Annotated in this window: 13 protein-coding genes; 7 read left to right on the top strand and 6 right to left on the bottom strand. The window is 73.3% G+C overall.

Annotation, left to right across the window (positions count from 1 at the left end):
* Window positions 1-49 precede the first annotated feature (49 nt).
* Complete coding sequence (locus ACWD4P_RS14480) at window positions 50-1,618, bottom strand: FAD-binding oxidoreductase (RefSeq protein ID WP_449779819.1); 1,569 nt, start codon at window positions 1,616-1,618, stop codon at window positions 50-52.
* A 74-nt stretch (window positions 1,619-1,692) separates the two neighbouring features.
* Here ACWD4P_RS14480 and ACWD4P_RS14475 point away from each other — a divergent pair, with 74 nt between their 5' ends.
* Window positions 1,693-2,295: a TetR/AcrR family transcriptional regulator gene (locus ACWD4P_RS14475; protein WP_449779818.1), complete on the top strand. Its 603-nt coding sequence runs from the start codon at window positions 1,693-1,695 to the stop codon at window positions 2,293-2,295.
* Entirely contained in the window at window positions 2,292-3,965 is a 1,674-nt protein-coding gene (locus ACWD4P_RS14470; protein WP_449779817.1) for a glycerol-3-phosphate dehydrogenase/oxidase, read from the top strand. Before ACWD4P_RS14475 ends, ACWD4P_RS14470 begins: the two co-directional genes overlap by 4 nt.
* A 76-nt stretch (window positions 3,966-4,041) precedes the next feature.
* Here the strand turns inward: ACWD4P_RS14470 and ACWD4P_RS14465 are convergent, their stop codons facing one another.
* From ACWD4P_RS14465 to ACWD4P_RS14455, 3 genes are all read right to left on the bottom strand, one after another.
* Window positions 4,042-4,389, bottom strand: coding sequence for a VOC family protein (locus ACWD4P_RS14465; RefSeq protein ID WP_359828751.1), 348 nt, complete (start codon window positions 4,387-4,389; stop codon window positions 4,042-4,044).
* A 1-nt stretch (window position 4,390) separates the two neighbouring features.
* Window positions 4,391-4,597, bottom strand: a complete 207-nt coding sequence (locus ACWD4P_RS14460; RefSeq protein ID WP_449779816.1) for a CopG family transcriptional regulator — start codon at window positions 4,595-4,597, stop codon at window positions 4,391-4,393.
* Between the two features lie 81 nt (window positions 4,598-4,678).
* Entirely contained in the window at window positions 4,679-4,972 is a 294-nt protein-coding gene (locus ACWD4P_RS14455; protein ID WP_359828748.1) for a hypothetical protein, read from the bottom strand.
* Between the two features lie 267 nt (window positions 4,973-5,239).
* Between ACWD4P_RS14455 and ACWD4P_RS14450 the strand changes: the two genes are divergently transcribed.
* Window positions 5,240-5,815: a TerD family protein gene (locus ACWD4P_RS14450; RefSeq protein ID WP_359828746.1), complete on the top strand. Its 576-nt coding sequence runs from the start codon at window positions 5,240-5,242 to the stop codon at window positions 5,813-5,815.
* A gap of 45 nt (window positions 5,816-5,860) precedes the next feature.
* Here the strand turns inward: ACWD4P_RS14450 and ACWD4P_RS14445 are convergent, their stop codons facing one another.
* Window positions 5,861-7,099 (bottom strand): FAD binding domain-containing protein, encoded by a 1,239-nt coding sequence (locus ACWD4P_RS14445; protein ID WP_449779815.1) that lies wholly within the window; start codon window positions 7,097-7,099, stop codon window positions 5,861-5,863.
* A gap of 318 nt (window positions 7,100-7,417) precedes the next feature.
* On the opposite strand from ACWD4P_RS14445, the gene ACWD4P_RS14440 reads away from it, so the two are divergent.
* From ACWD4P_RS14440 to ACWD4P_RS14425, 4 genes are all read left to right on the top strand, one after another.
* Window positions 7,418-9,460 carry an oxidoreductase gene (locus tag ACWD4P_RS14440; RefSeq protein ID WP_449779814.1) on the top strand — a complete coding sequence of 681 codons (2,043 nt, stop codon included), beginning with the start codon at window positions 7,418-7,420 and terminating at the stop codon, window positions 9,458-9,460.
* A gap of 180 nt (window positions 9,461-9,640) precedes the next feature.
* Window positions 9,641-10,186, top strand: a complete 546-nt coding sequence (locus tag ACWD4P_RS14435) for a YcxB family protein (protein WP_359828742.1) — start codon at window positions 9,641-9,643, stop codon at window positions 10,184-10,186.
* A 76-nt stretch (window positions 10,187-10,262) separates the two neighbouring features.
* Window positions 10,263-10,904: a PadR family transcriptional regulator gene (locus ACWD4P_RS14430; RefSeq protein ID WP_449779813.1), complete on the top strand. Its 642-nt coding sequence runs from the start codon at window positions 10,263-10,265 to the stop codon at window positions 10,902-10,904.
* Between the two features lie 90 nt (window positions 10,905-10,994).
* Window positions 10,995-11,726, top strand: coding sequence for a hypothetical protein (locus ACWD4P_RS14425; RefSeq protein WP_449779812.1), 732 nt, complete (start codon window positions 10,995-10,997; stop codon window positions 11,724-11,726).
* A gap of 107 nt (window positions 11,727-11,833) precedes the next feature.
* Here ACWD4P_RS14425 and ACWD4P_RS14420 read toward each other — a convergent pair whose 3' ends face one another.
* Window positions 11,834-16,342 (bottom strand): LamG-like jellyroll fold domain-containing protein, encoded by a 4,509-nt coding sequence (locus ACWD4P_RS14420; RefSeq protein WP_449779811.1) that lies wholly within the window; start codon window positions 16,340-16,342, stop codon window positions 11,834-11,836.
* Window positions 16,343-16,492 lie beyond the last annotated feature (150 nt).

The raw sequence follows: 16,492 nt of genomic DNA, 5'->3' as shown, positions 1-16,492 counted from the left end.
ACGGTTCGCTCTCCCCCAGCCTCCGGCCGGGGGTACCCCCATCGCTCGTTCACGGGATCAGCTTGCCCGGGTTGAGGATGCCCGCCGGGTCGAGTTCGGCCTTGACGGCCCGCAGGACGCGTACGCCCAACTCGCCGATCTCGTCGCTCATCCAGGGCCGGTGGTCGGCGCCGACGGCGTGGTGGTGGCTGATGGTGCCGCCCGCGCCGAGGATGGCGTCCCCGGCGGCGCGCTTGGCGGTGCCCCAGCGGGCGAGCGGGTCCTCGCCGAGGGCGGCGACGACGGTGAAGTAGAGCGAGGCGCCGGTCGGGTAGACGTGCGAGATGTGGCAGAGCACGAGGGATCCGGGCAGGGCCGCGGTGAGGGCCTCGGTGACGGCGGTGCGCAGGGCCGGCAGCCGGCTCCAGCTCGCCGCGGTCTCCAGGGTCTCGCACAGGGCGCCGGCGCTGAGCAGCGAGTCGCGCAGGTACGGGGCGTTGAACCGGCCGTGCTCCCAGGCGTGGGCGGGGCCCTCGCCGAGCGAGTTGCCGCCGGCGGCGAGCAGGACGTCGCGGGTGAGCTGCTGCCGGGCGGCGACCTGGGCGGCACTGCCCTCGAAGACGGTGACGGCCAGGCAGCCGGTGACCGCCGGGGCGCCGCCGATCTGCTCGGTCATGGCCAGGTTGATCATGGTCTCGGCCTCGTCGGAGAGCCGGATCACGGTCGGGCCGGTGCCCTGCTGCTCGACGGCGCGCAGCGCGGCCGTACCGGTGGCGAAGTCGGGGAAGCTCCACGCCTCGTAGGCCTTGACGGCGGGCAGCGGGTGGACGCGCAGGCGGACGGCGGTGATCACGCCGAGGGTGCCCTCGGAGCCGAGGAAGAGCTGGCGCAGGTCGGGGCCGGCGGCGGAGGCGGGGGCCCGGCCGAGGTCGAGCACCCCGGCGGGGGTGACGGCGCGCAGCCCGCGCACCATCTCGTCGAAGCGCCCGTACCCGGCGGAGTCCTGGCCGGAGGAGCGGGTGGCCGCGAAGCCGCCGATGGTGGCGTAGCGGAAGCTCTGCGGGTAGTGGCCGAGTTCCCAGCCGCGCTCGGCGAGCAGCGCCTCCGCGGCCGGGCCGGTGAGGCCCGCGCCGAGGACGGCCTCGCCGGAGGTCTCGTCGAGGTCGAGCAGCTGGTCGAAGCGGCGCAGGTCGAGCGAGACGACGGACCCGAAGGCCCCGCGCTCGGGGTCGAGGCCGCCGACGACGCTGGTGCCGCCGCCGAACGGGACGACGGCGATGCGGCGTTCGGCGCAGACCGCGAGGACGGCGGCGACCTCCTGCTCGGTGCCGGGCAGCACGACGGCGTCGGGGGCGTCCTGCGGGTCGCGGCTGCGGCGGCGCAGCAGGTCGGGGGTGGACTTGCCGCCGGCGCGCGGCAGCCGGTCGGCGTCGGCGGCGCTGACGTGCGCCTCGCCGACGGCGCCGGCCAGCGCGTCGAGGTCCTCGGCGGAGATCCGGGACGGGTGCAGCACGACCTCGTCGGCGCTCGGCCCGGGGGCGGCGTCGCCGGTGACGCCGAGGGCGGCGGCGAGCAGCCCCTTGATGTCCGCGGACAGCTCCTTGGCGAGGGCCGGGTCGCCCCAGGCGTCCCACTTCATCGGGGGGAGCGGAAGTGCGGCGCCGGCCGGTCCCGCTTGCGTCTCAGGTGCCATGCGTTACAGTTTCACACATCATGTCAAGTAGTAACGCCGAGCCCCAGACCCCGGCCGCCGGGGAGCGCAGCACCGACGACACGATCCTGGACGCCGCCGCCGACCTGATCGTCCACCTCGGCGTGCGCCGCACCCAGTTGGCCGAGATCGCCCGCCGCGCCGGGGTCAGCCGGCCGACCGTCTACCGCCGCTGGCCGGACGTCCGGGCGGTGATCGGCGCCCTGCTCACCCGGGAGATCCTGGCCACCCTGGAGGCCGCCGCACCGGCCGGCCCCGACCGGGAGGCCTTCGTCGACCGGACCGTGGAGATCGCCGTCCGCCTGCGCGACCACCCGGTGATCGGCGCGCTGCTGCGCTCCGACGACTCCGACCTGCTGCTCCGGTACGTCGTCGAGCGGCTCGGCGCCAGCCAGCGCGGCCTGCTGGAGGCGCTGCGCACCGGCATCGAGCAGGGCCAGGAACACGGCTCGATCCGCGCCGGCGAGCCGCTCGAACTGGCCGCCATGGTCCTGCTGATCGCCCAGTCCACCGTCCAGTCGCACCGCATGGTCGCCACCCTCCTGCCCGAGGCGGCCTGGCGGCGCGAACTGGCCAGAGCACTGAACGGATACCTCGCGCCATGACCCCCACCGCAGGCCCGGCCGCCGGTCGCGGCGCCGGACGTGACGCCGGACGCGACGCGGGCCCGGACGCCCGGCGCGGCGCCGGACGGACGGCGGGCCCGTCCGCGGGACCGCACGCCGGCCCGTACGCGGGCACCGGCCGGCTCGACGCCTCCCGCCGCACGCTGGAGCTCGAAGCGCTCGGCGACGACCCCCGGATCGACCTGCTGGTCATCGGCGGCGGCGTCACCGGCGCCGGAGTGGCCCTGGACGCGGCCTCCCGGGGCCTGCGCACGGTGCTGGTCGAGTCCCGCGACCTCGCCTTCGGCACGAGCCGCTGGAGCTCCAAGCTGGTGCACGGCGGCCTGCGCTACCTCGCCTCCGGGCGGATCAAGGTGGCCCGGGAGAGCGCCGTCGAGCGCGGCGTGCTGATGACCCGCACCGCCCCGCACCTGATCCGGGCGCTGCCCCAACTGGTGCCGCTGCTCCCGGACCTGCTGCGCCCCGGCCAGGCCGCGCTGATCCGCACGGGCTTCCACGCCGGCGACGCGCTGCGCCTGACGGCCGGCACCCCGGGCGCGCTGCTGCCCCGGGTGCGCCGGATCGACGCCGAGCGGACCCGCCGGCTGGTGCCGGGCGTACGGACGGACGGGCTGCGCGGCGCGCTGGTCGCCCACGACGGCCAGCTCGTCGACGACGCCCGGCTGGTGGTCACGCTGGCCAGGACCGCCGCACAGTACGGGGCGAGCGTGCTGACCAGGGTCCGCGCCGAGCAGGTCACCGGCACCTCGGCCCGGCTGGTCGACACCCTGACCGGGCGGGAACTCACCGTACGGGCCGGTGCGGTGGTCAACGCCACCGGCGTCTGGGCGGGCGAGGTGGACACCTCGATCAGGCTCCGGCCCAGCCGGGGCACCCACCTGCTGGTGGACGCGGGGGCGCTCGGCCACCCGACCGCCGCCCTCACCGTGCCGGTGCCCGGCTCCACCAGCCGGTTCGTCTTCGCCCTGCCGCAGCAGCTCGGCCGGGTCGCGATCGGCCTGACCGACGAGGACGCCCCCGGCCCGATCCCGGACGAGCCCCGGCCCACCGAGGCCGAGCTCTCCTTCCTCCTCGACACCGTCAACGCCGCCCTCGACACCGCCCTGACCAGGGCGGACGTGATCGGCGCCCACGCCGGGCTGCGCCCGCTGATCGACACCGGGGACGGCAGCACCGCCGACATCTCCCGCGAGCACGCGGTGCTGGAGAGCCCGTCCGGGGTGATCACCGTGGTCGGCGGCAAGCTCACCACCTACCGCCGGATGGCCGAGGACGCGGTGGACGAGGCCGTGCGGCTGCGCGGTCTGCCCGCCCGGGCGTGCTGGACGGCCCGGCTGCCGCTGATCGGTGCGCCCGGCCACCGGGACAGCCGCCCGCTGCCCGCCGCCGAGGGGGTCGGCGGTCCGGTGCCCGCCTCGCTGCTCGCCCGTCACGGCGGCGCGGCCCACGAGGTGCTGGCGGCGGGGGAGGCGACGCCGATCGCGGAGGGCCTGGACGTGACCCGCGCGGAGATCGCTTACGCCGTCACCCACGAGGGCGCGCTGGACGCGGCCGACGTGCTCGATCGCCGCACCCGGATCGGGCTGGTCGCCGACGACGCCGGGCGTGCCCGCGAGGCGGTCGAGGAGATCGTGGCGGAGCTGCGGTAGCGCGAGCGAACGCGGGCGGGCCGGTACGGCTGATCGCCGTACCGGCCCGCCCGTCGTGCCGTTGCCTGTGGTGCCGCTACTCGGCCTTGGCCTGCGCCTGGAGGCTCCAGAGCCGTCCGTCGGGGTCGCGGACGGTCGCCATCTGCGTGCCGAAGTGGGTCTCCTCGAACGGGGTCTCCAGCTGCACGCCCTCGCCGGCCCCGAAGGCCTCGGCGTCGTCCACCTTGAGCACCAGTTGCAGCTGCGGCTCGCGGTCCGCCGGGATCTCGGCGATGAACAGGGTGGGGCTGTCGCCCTTGCGCAGCTGGCCGGAGTTGTGGTCGGTGGCGAACTCCAGCTCGTAGCCCAGCCCCTGGAAGAACTTCGCGGCCTTGCCCCAGTTGTGGGTCTCCATGAACACGGCTTCGATGCCCTCGGTGGTCATCTCAGTTCTCCTCGGCGGATCGCTCGGACGGCTGCTCGTGCTGTTGGTGCTCGTCGTGCTGAACGGCGGGGGCGTCGAGGTAGGCGCGCAACGCCTCGGCGACCAGTGCCGAGAGCGACAGCTCCTGCTCGATGGCACGGAACTTGACCTGCTTGATCAGCCCGATCGGCAGGTAGACGTTGAACTGCTTCACATCCTCGTTTCCCACACCCCTAGGCTAGCACTGTAGCTTGCTAGCAATGTCCCCTATGGGGGTGTTTCGGGTGGTGCGGTGGAGGCGGCGGCCGGATCAGCGCGCCGTGCGCTCGGGCATCGGGTGCTCGGCGCCGGTCAGCTCCAGCACGCAGGAGAGCGGATGCTCGGCCACGCCGGTGCGGTCCAACCGTACCGCGAGCGGCTTCGGCGGTTCCTCGGCCACCTGGGCGGCGAGGGTCAGTGGGTAGACGCCGTGCCCGTGGACCCGGTGGAAGGCGCACTCCTTGCCGTCGACCAGCAGCTCGGTCTCGGTGATCCAGCCGGACCGGACGTTGACGGTCACCGAGTGACCGCCCTGGTCGAGGTGGAAGCTGTACCGCTGGCGCATCGGGACCTCCGGCGACCGGGCCCGGGCCTGCGGCGAACGGGCCCGGGGAGGAGGGAAAGGAGGGAAAGCCACTGCCAGTCTAGGGCGGCCGGGCGTGGGGGTGCTCGGTGTGCGGAGCGCGACGGGTGGCCCTCCGGGGCGGGGGCGGCCCGTGGTTCCCGGACGCGACCCGGAGAAATTCCCGGGGTGGGCCCACCCGCAGACGGATTCTCGTGATCTCTACAGTGTTGTAGATTCGTCCACAGGGAGAGATCCGAGGAGGGCATTGTGGGAGTTTCGCTGGCCAAGGGCGGCAACGTCTCGCTGAGCAAGGAGGCGCCCGGTCTGAGCGCCGTGATCGTCGGGCTCGGCTGGGACGTGCGCACCACCACCGGGGCCGACTACGACCTGGACGCCAGCGCGCTGCTGTGCAACGCGCTGGGCAAGGTGGTCTCGGACCAGCACTTCGTCTTCTTCAACAACCTGCGCAGCCCCGATGGTTCGGTCGAGCACAGCGGCGACAACCTGACCGGCGGCGGGGACGGGGACGACGAGCAGATCAAGGTCGACCTGGACCGCGTCCCGGCCGACGTGGCCAAGGTGGTCTTCCCGGTGTCGATCTACGACGCCGACGCCCGGCTGCAGAACTTCGGCCAGGTGCGCAACGCGTTCATCCGGATCGTCAACCAGGCCAACGGCCTGGAGATCGCGCGCTACGACCTGACCGAGGACGCCTCGACCGAGACCGCGATGGTCTTCGGCGAGCTGTACCGCAACGGCAACGAGTGGAAGTTCCGCGCCATCGGCCAGGGCTACGCCTCCGGCCTGCGCGGCATCGCGACCGACTACGGCGTCAACGTCTGACCGTCCGCGGTGAACTGACGGGGATTCGGCGGCCGCGGCGCACGCTCAGCCGGTACGGCCGAGCGCGTGGCCGCCGAAACCCCCTCCGCCGGTGAACTGTTGCCGCCACCAGGCGGTCATGGCCGGCTCGTCCATCCCCGACCAGTCCGGCGCCCCGGTGACCTGGGCCCGGCCGAGGGTGCGCCCCAGCTCCACCAACTCCCGCCCGGCCGCCGTCCGTTCGCGGTCGTAGGCGGTCAGCAGGTCCGACCAGGAGCCGGCCTCGCGCCCCACCCGCTCGAAGGCGTGGGCGTCCTGCATCGCCTTCACTGCGCCGCTGGTGTTGTGCGGGCGTACCACGGTGGCCGCGTCCCCGCCGATCAGCAGCCGGCCGGCCGTGCGGTTCGGGACTGCCAGGTCGTAGATCGGCTGCAGGAAGGTCCGTTCGCGCGGGGTCAGGGTGACCAGCCCGGCCCAGTACGGCGGCAGGTGCCGTTCGGCGAGCCGGCTCAGCTCGTCCAGTCGCGGGTCGGTGAGGCTGCCCGCCGGGATGCTGGTCGGGCCGTCCAGCCGCAGCCAGGCGGGGGTGGGGGCGTAGAAGACCCAGTTCACCTGGGTGCGGCCCGGCTCGACCCCGGGGATGCGGTAGATCACCACCTGGCCGCCCGGGTAGCAGGCGGTGACGCACTGCTCCCGCGGCCAGGGCGCCGCGCCGCCGGGCAGCTCGGCGAGCAGGGCGTCGTCGTAGCTGCCGCGCCAGCACACGTACCCGGCGTACTCGGGCTCGGCGTGCGGGCAGACGGCCTCGCGGACCACCGAGCGGTAGCCGTCCGCGCCGATCACCAGGTCGTACGACTCGCGGCCGAGGCCCGCTTCGGCCCAGGCGCCGTCCGGCCCGCTGCCGACGGCGGTCACGGTGGCGCCCAGCCGGAACTCGACCTGCGGGGGCGTCCGTTCGCGCAGGGCCTGCCAGAGCACGCCCCAGTGGTGGGAGTGGAAGGGGAAGGGCTGGGCCCAGAGCAGCCGGCCGCAGCCGTCGGGTCCGTCGCCCTCGCCGGCCGTGCCCCGGGTGACCCAGCGGCGGACGGTGAGGCGGTGGCGGCGGGTGTCCGCGTCGAGGTGGCCGGCCGCGACCAGCTCGTCGAAGCGGTCGTTGTGGGTGCACAGCCCCACGCCGCGGTCCTCCAGCCGGCCGGGGCTGCGCTCCAGCACCACCACCCGTTCCGCGCCCAGCCGGGCGGCGGCGCCGGCGAAGGCGCTCCCGGCGATGCTGCCCCCGACCACGGCCACCGAGCCACCCCGCACGGCCGCTCCTCTCCCGAGCTCGCGATGTTCGCTGTGACGGTCCCCGGCGCCGGTGCACCGTGACTGTCCCCGGCGACGGTCACGTGCGACGTTCACTGCGACGGCTACTTGCGACGGTTCACTGCGACGGTCCTCGTGGCGCCCCCGGGGCGCGATGGCCCGTCGCCACCTCCGGGCACGACGATACGCCGCCGGGTGGGCCCCGGTGTCGCCTTCGCGCCATCCGGCGGAGCCTTATGCAACTAGTTGCATGCCTCGCCGCCCGTCCCCTACCCTGTGGTAACAACGACACCCCCGCCCGCGCCCCAGGAGACGCCGATGAGCGCCCACCCCGGCAGCAGCCGCTACCCGCACCTGCTCAGCCCGCTCGACCTCGGCTTCACCACCCTGCCCAACCGCGTGATCATGGGCTCGATGCACGTCGGCCTGGAAGAGGCCCCCGGCGGCTACGAGCGGATGGCCGCCTTCTACGCCGAGCGGGCCCGCGGCGGCGTCGGCCTGATCGTCACCGGCGGCATCGCCCCCAACGAGGCCGGGCGCCCCTGGGAGGGCGGCGCGATGCTGACCACCGAGGAGGAGGCCGAAAAGCACCGGGTGGTCACCGAGGCGGTGCACGCCGCCGGCGGGAAGATCGCCCTCCAGATCCTGCACTTCGGCCGCTACGCCTACCACCGCGACCTGGTCGCCCCCAGCGCCCTCCAGGCCCCGATCAGCCCCTTCGTGCCCAACGCGCTCACCGCCGAGCAGGTCGAGCAGACCATCGAGGACTTCGTCCGCTGCGCCGAACTCGCCCGCCTCGCCGGTTACGACGGCGTCGAGATCATGGGCTCCGAGGGCTACCTGATCAACGAGTTCATCGTCGCCGCCACCAACCAGCGCGAGGACGAGTGGGGCGGCGCGTACGAGCGGCGGATGCGCTTCCCGGTGGAGATCGTCCGCCGGGTCCGCGAGCGGGTCGGCGAGGACTTCATCATCGTCTACCGCCTGTCCATGCTCGACCTGGTGCCCGGCGGCTCCACCCTGGACGAGGTCGTGCGCCTCGCCCAGGCCGTCGAGGCCGCCGGGGCCACCGTCATCAACAGCGGCATCGGCTGGCACGAGGCCCGCATCCCCACCATCGCCACCTCGGTGCCGCGCGGAGCCTTCGCCTGGGTGACGAAGAAGGTGATGGGCGAGGTCGGCATCCCCCTGGTCACCACCAACCGGATCAACACCCCCGAGATCGCCGAGCGGTTGCTCGCCGAGGGCAGCGCGGACCTGGTCTCGATGGCCCGCCCGCTGCTCGCCGACGCCGACTTCGTCGCCAAGGCCCGGGACGACCGCGCCGACGCCATCAACACCTGCATCGGCTGCAACCAGGCCTGCCTCGACCACACCTTCAACCTTCAGATCACCTCCTGCCTGGTCAACCCGCGCGCCTGCCACGAGACCGAACTCGTCCTCGGCCCGACGCGCTCGCGCAAGCGGATCGGCGTCGTCGGGGCGGGCCCGGCCGGCCTCGCCTTCGCCGTCTCCGCCGCCGAACGCGGCCACGACGTCACCCTGTACGACGCCGCCGAGACGGTCGGCGGGCAACTGAACATCGCCCGACGCATCCCCGGCAAGGAGGAGTTCGACGAGACGCTGCGCTACTTCCGCACCCGGCTGGCCGAGTTGGACGTCACGCTGCGGCTCGGCGCGACCGTCACCGCCGAACAGCTCGCCGAGCACGGCCACGACGAGCTCGTCCTCGCCACCGGCGTCACCCCGCGAACTCCCGCCGACATCCCTGGAATCGACCACCCCAGCGTCCTCGGCTACCTCGACGTGCTGCGCGACGGGGCACCGGTCGGCGAGCGGGTCGCCATCCTCGGCGCCGGCGGCATCGGCTTCGATGTCGCCGAGTTCCTCACCGACCCGGGCGACGCGGCGAGCCTCAACCCGCCCGTCTTCCAGGCCAGGTGGGGCATCGACCCGGAGTACCGCGAGCGCGGCGGACTGCGCGCCCCGCAGCGGCCGAAGCCCCCGCGCAGCGTCCACCTGCTCCAGCGCAGGACCAGCAAGGTCGGCGCCGGCCTCGGCAAGACCACCGGCTGGATCCACCGCACCGAACTCAAGCACCGCGGCGTGGTGATGGTCCCCGGCGTCACCTACGACCTGATCGACGACGCCGGCCTGCACATCACCGTGGACGGCGGGCAACTCCTGCTGCCCGTGGACACCGTCGTGCTCTGCACCGGTCAGGAGCCGCGCCGGGACCTGTACGAGGCGCTGCGCGAGCGCGGCCTGCCGGTGCACCTGATCGGCGGCGCCGACGTCGCCGCCGAACTGGACGCCAAGCGCGCCATCAAGCAGGGCACCGAACTGGCCGCGGCGCTCTGAGCCCCCGCGTTCCGCAGGGTCGGCGCCCCCGTCGCGAGCCGGGGGCGCCGCCCGAAATCCACTCGCCGTCGGCCCGGGGGTCGTTGCTAGTATCCGCAGGTCACAGCGCGGGGCGCGGCGCGGCGCGGCGCGGGTCGCAGTGCGCAGGCCGCAGAGCGGATCACAGGGGAGAGCGGACCGATGGACGAACGGGTCGAGACGGCGTACGCGCCGGCGACGGACGAGCGAATCGAGTTGGCGTACACGCCCACGGTGGAGGACTTCCGGGAGGCCCTGGCCGCCCGGGCCCGGGCGACGCGTGCGGGCCGCCGCCAACGGGCGCTCCTGTACCTGCTCGTCGTGTGCGGCCCGCTCATCGCGGTGCTCGACCTCTCCGCCGGCAAGGGCATCGGCTTCCCACCGGTGATCATGGTGCTCGCCGCGCTGGCCCTGCTCTTCTGGGCGCCCCGGCTGCAGGCGGGCCAGTTCCACAAGATGACCGCCGACAAGGGCGAGTTCACCGCCACCGTGGAAACGTCCGGCGTGACCATCGCCAACCGCCACTCCACCAGCACCCTGACCTGGCAGGCGGTCCCGCACCACGTCGAGACCCCCCGGCTGTTCGTCCTGGTGAGCGGCGACAAGAACAACGCCTGCCTGGCTGTCCTGCCCAAGCGCGGCACCGCCGACCCCGACCGGCTGCGCGCCGTGCTCGCCCGGCACGCCCCCGCGCCCACCCGGGGCTGAGCCCGGCCCGCCCCGCGGCCCGTACCCCGCCCGCTCCCCGCCCGTCCCGCTGCCCGCTCCCCGTACGATCGGCGGCATGTCGCTGCCGCACGCCATCCTCACCGCCCTGCTGGAGAAACCGTCCTCGGGGCTGGAGCTGACCAGGCGGTTCGACCGGTCGATCGGCTTCTTCTGGCCCGCCACCCACCAGCAGATCTACCGCGAACTGGGCCGGCTGGAGGCCTCCGGACACATCCGGGCCCTCCGGCCCGAGACGCCGGTGCGCGGGCAGAAGAAGGAGTACGAGGTCCTGTCGGAGGGCCGCGCCGAACTGGCCCGCTGGACCGCCGAGGGCGCCGCGCCGCGCGCCGTCCGGGAGCCCCTGCTGCTGCGGCTGCGGGCAGCCGCGGTGGTCGGCACCGACGGGCTGGCAGCCGAGCTGGAACGCCATCTCGCCCTGCACCGGGAGCAATTGGCCGACTACCGGGAGATCGAGCGGCGCGACTTCCCGGCCGAGCGGGCGGATGGCGAGAACCGGCTCCAGCACGCCGTCCTGCGGGCCGGCATCGGGCTGGAGGCCTTCTGGGTGCAGTGGCTCAGCGAGACGCTCGAAGCGCTGGAGGCGCCGGGGGAGTCAGGGGAGTCGGGGAAGCCGAAGACCAAGGAGTCCTCGCGGTCCGCGGAAGCCCCCGGGAGCCCCGGAAACCCGCCGCTCGCAGCTCCCGAAGACCAGCCCTGACCTGCGGAGACCCCTGGCCCGCGCGCCCTGCCGGGAACCCGGTGGGACACTGGTGGCTGTCCCTGCCCGAACTCTCGACCGGGGGCCCGCATGTCCCGTCCCAGGCCCATCCACGCCCTTGCCGCCGCGACCGCCGCCCTGGTGGTCGCCCTCGGGCCGGCCGCCCTGTCGGCGTCGGCGGCGTCCGCCCCGCCCCTGCCCACCGCCGACCAGCTGAAGTCGGCCCTGTTGACGGCGGCCGACCTCGGCCCCGGCTACACCGAGACCCCGGTGACGCAGAGCCCGAGCCCCGGCGGGAACCCGAGCCCGGTCACGGGCTGCGCCGCGCTCAGCGCCCTGATCAACATGCGCTCCACCCAGACCGGCGGCCAAGTCCCGCACGCCGCGGTCGAACTCGACGGCCCGGACGGCAACCCGATGGTCACCCAGGTCCTCGCGGCCGAGGCGCCCGACCGGCTCACCGCCGACTTCAACACCGTCACCGACGCGCTCAAGACCTGCCACAGCATCACCTTCAACAACGGCGACGACGACCAGGTGACCTTCACCGTCACCCCGGTCACCCTCGGCGACCGCAAGGACGCCCCCGCCGTCCACCTCGACGGCACCCTCGCCGGCGTCCAACTCAACGGCTACGTCGGCATCGAGCGCTTCGGCACGGTGGCCATGGCCTTCGGCTACTTCGAACGTCAGGGCTCCACCGAGCAGACCGCCTCCATGCAGTACCGCACCGCCGTCGCCAAGGCCGAACGCACCCTCGGCGTCAAGGCCGGCAGCACCACCGCCCCCACGGCCGCTCCCACCGAGGGCCAACGCGTCTGACCCCCTCAGCCGCCCCGCGCACCCAGCACGGCGGCCCCCCACCGAACGCGCGGGGCGTTCGGCGAGGGGCCGCGGTGCTGGTCCGACGACGACCGGACGGACGGGGGCTACACGCCCGCGAGGGTCTGGTTGTCGAAGAGCCAGTGGTGGTTGGCCTGGTCGGCGCACTGCCAGACGTTCAGCCCGGAGCCGTTCGTGGTGATCCACCCGTGCAGGTTCAGGCACCTGTTCGACGCCGGGTTGTAGAGCGAGCCGTCGTAGCGGCGGATCCAGGTCTGGGCGGCCTTGTTGCCGCACGCCTGCGCCACGACCGGGGTGCCGTCGACCACGACGGCGTCCCGGGTGCCCAGGCAGAGCCCGGTGGGCACGACCTTGAGCTCGTTCTGCCGGGTGGTCAGGAAGTGCTGGCTGTCCCCGTTCCAGCAGTCGTAGAGCCGGAGCTGGGCGCCGTCGTTGCCGCCCCAGTTGTCCAGGCACTTGCGCGGGTCGACCGCGCTGCGGATCCGGACGATGGACTGGGCGGTGGCCACGGTGTTCACCTGGGGGTCGGTCAGTGCGTACGGGTAGATCCGCACGTCGCTGACCGCGCCCTTCACGAGGTCCACGGGGGCGATGTTCCGGGGGGCGACGCCCCCGATGCTCAGCGGCCCGGCCGGGGGCTTCCAGGTGGTGCCGACCTTGGCGTTGCCGACCGCCTGGCCGTTGACGTACAGGGTGGCGATGCCGCCGGTGGAGTCGTAGGTGCCGGTGAGGTGCGTCCACTGGCCGACCGTCACCCCGGTGCGCCCGCTGCGGTCGTACACCGGGTACCAGTCCGTGGGGTTCACGCTGTCGTTGCTCGGCAGGATGAAGGCCCAGTTGTTGAAGTTCCGCGAGTACTGGAGGTAGAACGGGCTGGCCTCGTTGCCGGGCAGCGAGACCGCGGTCTGGTAGCCGTCGGTGTTGTCGACCTTGACCCAGGCGGAGACGCTGTAGCTCTTGGTGGTGTCCAGGCCGGGGGCGGTGTCGGTGGAGGTGACCGGCGCGGTGGTGCGGTAGACCGTCGCGCCGTCGAAGGCGGTGGCCTTGCCCGCGACGCGGTTGTGGTCGGTGGTCAGGGCGGCGCCGGTCGGGTAGGCGGTCGTCGCGGGGCCGCCGTTCTTGTACAGGGTGTTGGTGCCGCTGCTGTCACCGGTGCCGTCGAGGGCCCACCACTGCGGGGTGACCTGGGTGTTGGCGACGGTGACCGGTCCGACCTCCCAGGTGTAGCCGGCCGACGGGTTGCCGGGGGTGGTCGGCCGGCCCCACCAGATCTCGACCGTGCCGTCGGCCTTCCTGCCCCACAGGCTCGCGTTGCCGCTGCCGGTGAGGTCGCCGTCGGAGCCGAGGGTCGGGTAGGTGTCGGTGGAGACCCAGCCGATCCGGGTACCGACCGGTATCAGCTGGGTCAGCGTCGGGACCAGCAGCGGCTGGCCGGTGCCGTCGAGGACGGGCGCGCCCTGGTTGTCGGTCGCGGCGACGGTGCCGGTGGTGAAGGTGTAGGCGAGCAGGTCGTGCTTGGCGCCGTCGGCGGCGTCCGCGAGGTTGCGGGCCCACAGGCCCGGGCGGCCCTGCTTGGCCCAGTCGCCGGGGGCGACCAGTTCCTTGTTCTTCCACCCGGACGCGGCCAGCCGGACGGGCTTGCCCAGGGTGTTGGCGTTGGTGGCCGGGTAGTACCACAGGGCCGCGTCGGCGCCGTTGTCGGTGCTCTCGACGGTGAGCAGGCCGGTCTTGTTCTTGAAGCCCAGCTTGGGGTCGAGGTCGGTGGAGACCGGGTCGCCGAGGGCGGCGATGCGCAGCGTGCCGGACCAGTCGGCGGCGTTGTAGCCGGCCGCCGTCAGCCAGGAGCAGTCCTCGGTGGAGGTCTTCACGCACTTCGGCTTGGTGATCGGCACGGACTTGTCGATGCGACCGTAGGCGCCGGTGTTCCCCGGGTTCGGGTAGACCAGCAACTCGGGGCTGCCGGGCGCGTGGACGATGACGTCGTCGATGTTGTTGCCGCCGGTCAGCGTGCCGCGGTGGGCGTACTGGACGTCGTTCCAGGACGTGCCCTTCGGCGCGTCGGCGGGGGTGGCGACGGCGGCCACCGCGGGGGCCTGGACCTTGGGGTTGCCCGGGGTGTTGTACGCCCGGAGGTAGCCGGCCTGGTCGGGCAGCAGGATGTCGGCCGAGCCGTCGCCGCTGACGTCGCCGAAGACCGGCGGCGGGCCGTCCGGGTTCCACGGCACGTAGAAGGAGTACTGGGCGACCGGCGAGAGGTTACGGGCGTTGTCCAGGACCTGGATGTACAGGACGTTGGTGCCCCAGCGGCCGGAGGTGACGGGAATGCCGTTCGCGGGGTAGTCGTTGCCGCAGGCCCAGCCGGCACCGGCGAACTGCGGGTCCCAGGACCAGCGGGCGCAGACCACGCCGGAGGAGGTGCCGCCCGGCGTCGGGTCGGCCGCGGTGAACGGCACCAGGCCCTGCTCGCCCAGGCGCTTTCGGCTGACCTGGCCGTTGCCGGACGGCGGGAAGGTGGTCGCCAGCTGCCCGTCGGTGAGCACGGTGTCGGAGTTCGGGACGGAGAGGGTCGGCGGGGTCAGGTCGACGCCGAAGTGGCAGACCGGGGTCGAGGCCGACTTCGGGGCGTAGCCGTCGTCGGCCATGGTGCCCCAGCCGTAGTAGTGGCCGTCCTTGATGACGCCGGGCTTCACCTGGAAGCTCGCGACGCCGCCGTTGGCCACCGTCGGGGTCAGGCCGCTGTCGACGTCCGCGCTGAGGTCGGCGTAGTCCCAGATGTGGGTCCACGCGGCGAGCGAACTCTGGACCGGGCTGTGGACCGTCGCGTTGAGGGACACGGCGCCGTTGAACCCGGAGGAGGAGTTCAGCCAGCCGAAGGAGCCGTTGCAGCCCTGGTTCTCGGCCCACGGCACCGAGGTGGTCGGGGCCGGCCAGACGTACGGGTTGGTCGGGGTGTCGGGGACGCGGTCGTACTCGATCTCGACGACGGCGCTGTAGTCGAGCCGCTTGAACGCCATCGCGTCGGACTCGTTGCGGGCGAACACCCCGAAGGTCATGGTGTCGCTGCCGGTGGCGTAGGTCCGGTAGGCCCAGGTCACGTCGTAGTTGAACTGGTACTTGCCGGAGCAGCCCTGCTGGCCCGCGCCGGGGACCCCGGCCTCGCCGAGCCGGCCGCCGACGACGCCCGGCGGGTTGTTCCAGGTGGTCTGGTTGCCGATCGGGCCGGTGGCGTAGAGGTCCAGGGTGTACTTGTCGGTGCAGGAGAAGGCGGCGGAGTCCGTCTCCCACATCGACATGATCGCCTTGTTGATGACGAAGCCCCGGTACCAGTGGGTGTCGAACTGGTAGTACGAGCGCTCGACGCCCTTGGTGGTCCGGTAGCCCTGGTAGCCGACGCCGGGCTTGGCGTACTGGTCACCGGTGTTGGCGACGGTCCGCCCGATGTTGGCCGTGCCCGGGTAACCGGACTGGGTCCAGGTCCAGGTGCTGGATCCGTTGCGGTCGGGGATCCAGCCCGGGTCGATGAACCACGGGCCCTGGCCCTGGCCGAGGACGGAGTCGTCGGTGGTCAGCTCGACGGCGTCGCCGCTGACGGAGACCGGCATGTCGACGACCTTGGCGCCGGCCCCGGGGCTGTCGGCGGTGCTGCGCTGCTCGGGCTTCGCCTGGGGGGCTTCGGCGGCGGAACCACTGAGGGCGGGGGCCGACTTGGCGACCGTCGCCGGGGCGGCGCCGGTCGAGCTGTCCCACATCTGCGGGGTGGGCGCGTGCCAGCGGGACGTGCCGTCGGCGGTGGTGGCGGTGAGGTTGCCGGCCTCGTCGGCCCGGACGGACACGCCCTTGCCCCGGGTGCCGAAGCGGACCTTCTTCAGCGCGGGGTTCTTCGCCGCTTCGGCGGTCTTGACGACCAGGACGGTGGAGAGTCCACCGAACTTGGACGTGGTCACCTTGAGGTCGACCCCGGGGGCGACCTCGGGGTAGAGCAGGGCCTCGCCGCCCGGGTCGAGCGTCGGCTTGGTGAGCGGGAACGGCGAGTCGATGGTGAGGCTCTCGCCGTCGGTACTGGTCAGGGTGCCCAACGGGCCCTCGCCGCCGCCGGACAGCCGTACCCCGGACGACGCGGTCCTCGGGCGGTAGCCGCCCTGGCCGTCCGGGACGAGGGTGCCGTCGAGTGTCGCCCAGGCGCCGTTCTGCTTCACCCGCTGCGGGGCGACGTGCTCGGTACGGGAGAGGTGACCGGTCGGCGTCGCGAAGGTCTCGCTGACCTCGTCCGTCAACTCGGGGATCTGGACGCGCTTGCCGGTCTTCTTCGCCTCGGCGATGGCCTTCTCGGTCGGGTTGGTCGGCGGTACGTCGCCGGCCCGCTTGGCGTCGCCGTCGGCCATCCGCGCCGTGAGGTCCGGTGGCACCGGGGCGGGCTGGGCGTCCGCCGGAGTGGGCGGCACGGGCGGGGTGTCGGCGGCCGCGACGGGCGCGATCGAGGTCAGGGCCAGGGCGAGGCCGATCGCCGCGGCGACGACCGGTCGCGGCGGGCGTCCGGAGCGGCGCGCGCCGGCGCGGGCTCCAGGAGGAGCGGCAGGCATGGTGAGGTCCCCCATGAGAGATGTCCTGATCGGGTGTGACCAGGCGGAATCCAATTTCTGCAAAGGAAGTGTGCAGAGATGGTCAAAAACTACCGCTCGTGGTCAACGGGTCGTCAACTTCTGATTTTTGCAACCCTGTCCGCTTTGGCCCGACGGTTCCCGATT

The sequence above is a fragment of the Kitasatospora sp. NPDC002543 genome, assembly GCF_053594915.1.
The sequence above is the reverse complement of the archived record's forward strand: the minus strand, read 5'-3'. Positions and strand labels throughout refer to the sequence as shown.

Bases quoted from the DNA above. Each gene is read 5' to 3' on its own strand.
- ACWD4P_RS14480 (WP_449779819.1), bottom strand. From the start codon at position 1,618: ATGAAGTGGGACGCCTGGGGCGACCCGGCCCTCGCCAAGGAGCTGTCC.
- ACWD4P_RS14475 (WP_449779818.1), top strand. From the start codon at position 1,693: ATGTCAAGTAGTAACGCCGAGCCCCAGACCCCGGCCGCCGGGGAGCGC.
- ACWD4P_RS14470 (WP_449779817.1), top strand. From the start codon at position 2,292: ATGACCCCCACCGCAGGCCCGGCCGCCGGTCGCGGCGCCGGACGTGAC.
- ACWD4P_RS14465 (WP_359828751.1), bottom strand. From the start codon at position 4,389: ATGACCACCGAGGGCATCGAAGCCGTGTTCATGGAGACCCACAACTGG.
- ACWD4P_RS14455 (WP_359828748.1), bottom strand. From the start codon at position 4,972: ATGCGCCAGCGGTACAGCTTCCACCTCGACCAGGGCGGTCACTCGGTG.
- ACWD4P_RS14440 (WP_449779814.1), top strand. From the start codon at position 7,418: ATGAGCGCCCACCCCGGCAGCAGCCGCTACCCGCACCTGCTCAGCCCG.
- ACWD4P_RS14435 (WP_359828742.1), top strand. From the start codon at position 9,641: ATGGACGAACGGGTCGAGACGGCGTACGCGCCGGCGACGGACGAGCGA.
- ACWD4P_RS14430 (WP_449779813.1), top strand. From the start codon at position 10,263: ATGTCGCTGCCGCACGCCATCCTCACCGCCCTGCTGGAGAAACCGTCC.
- ACWD4P_RS14425 (WP_449779812.1), top strand. From the start codon at position 10,995: ATGTCCCGTCCCAGGCCCATCCACGCCCTTGCCGCCGCGACCGCCGCC.
- ACWD4P_RS14420 (WP_449779811.1), bottom strand. From the start codon at position 16,342: ATGGGGGACCTCACCATGCCTGCCGCTCCTCCTGGAGCCCGCGCCGGC.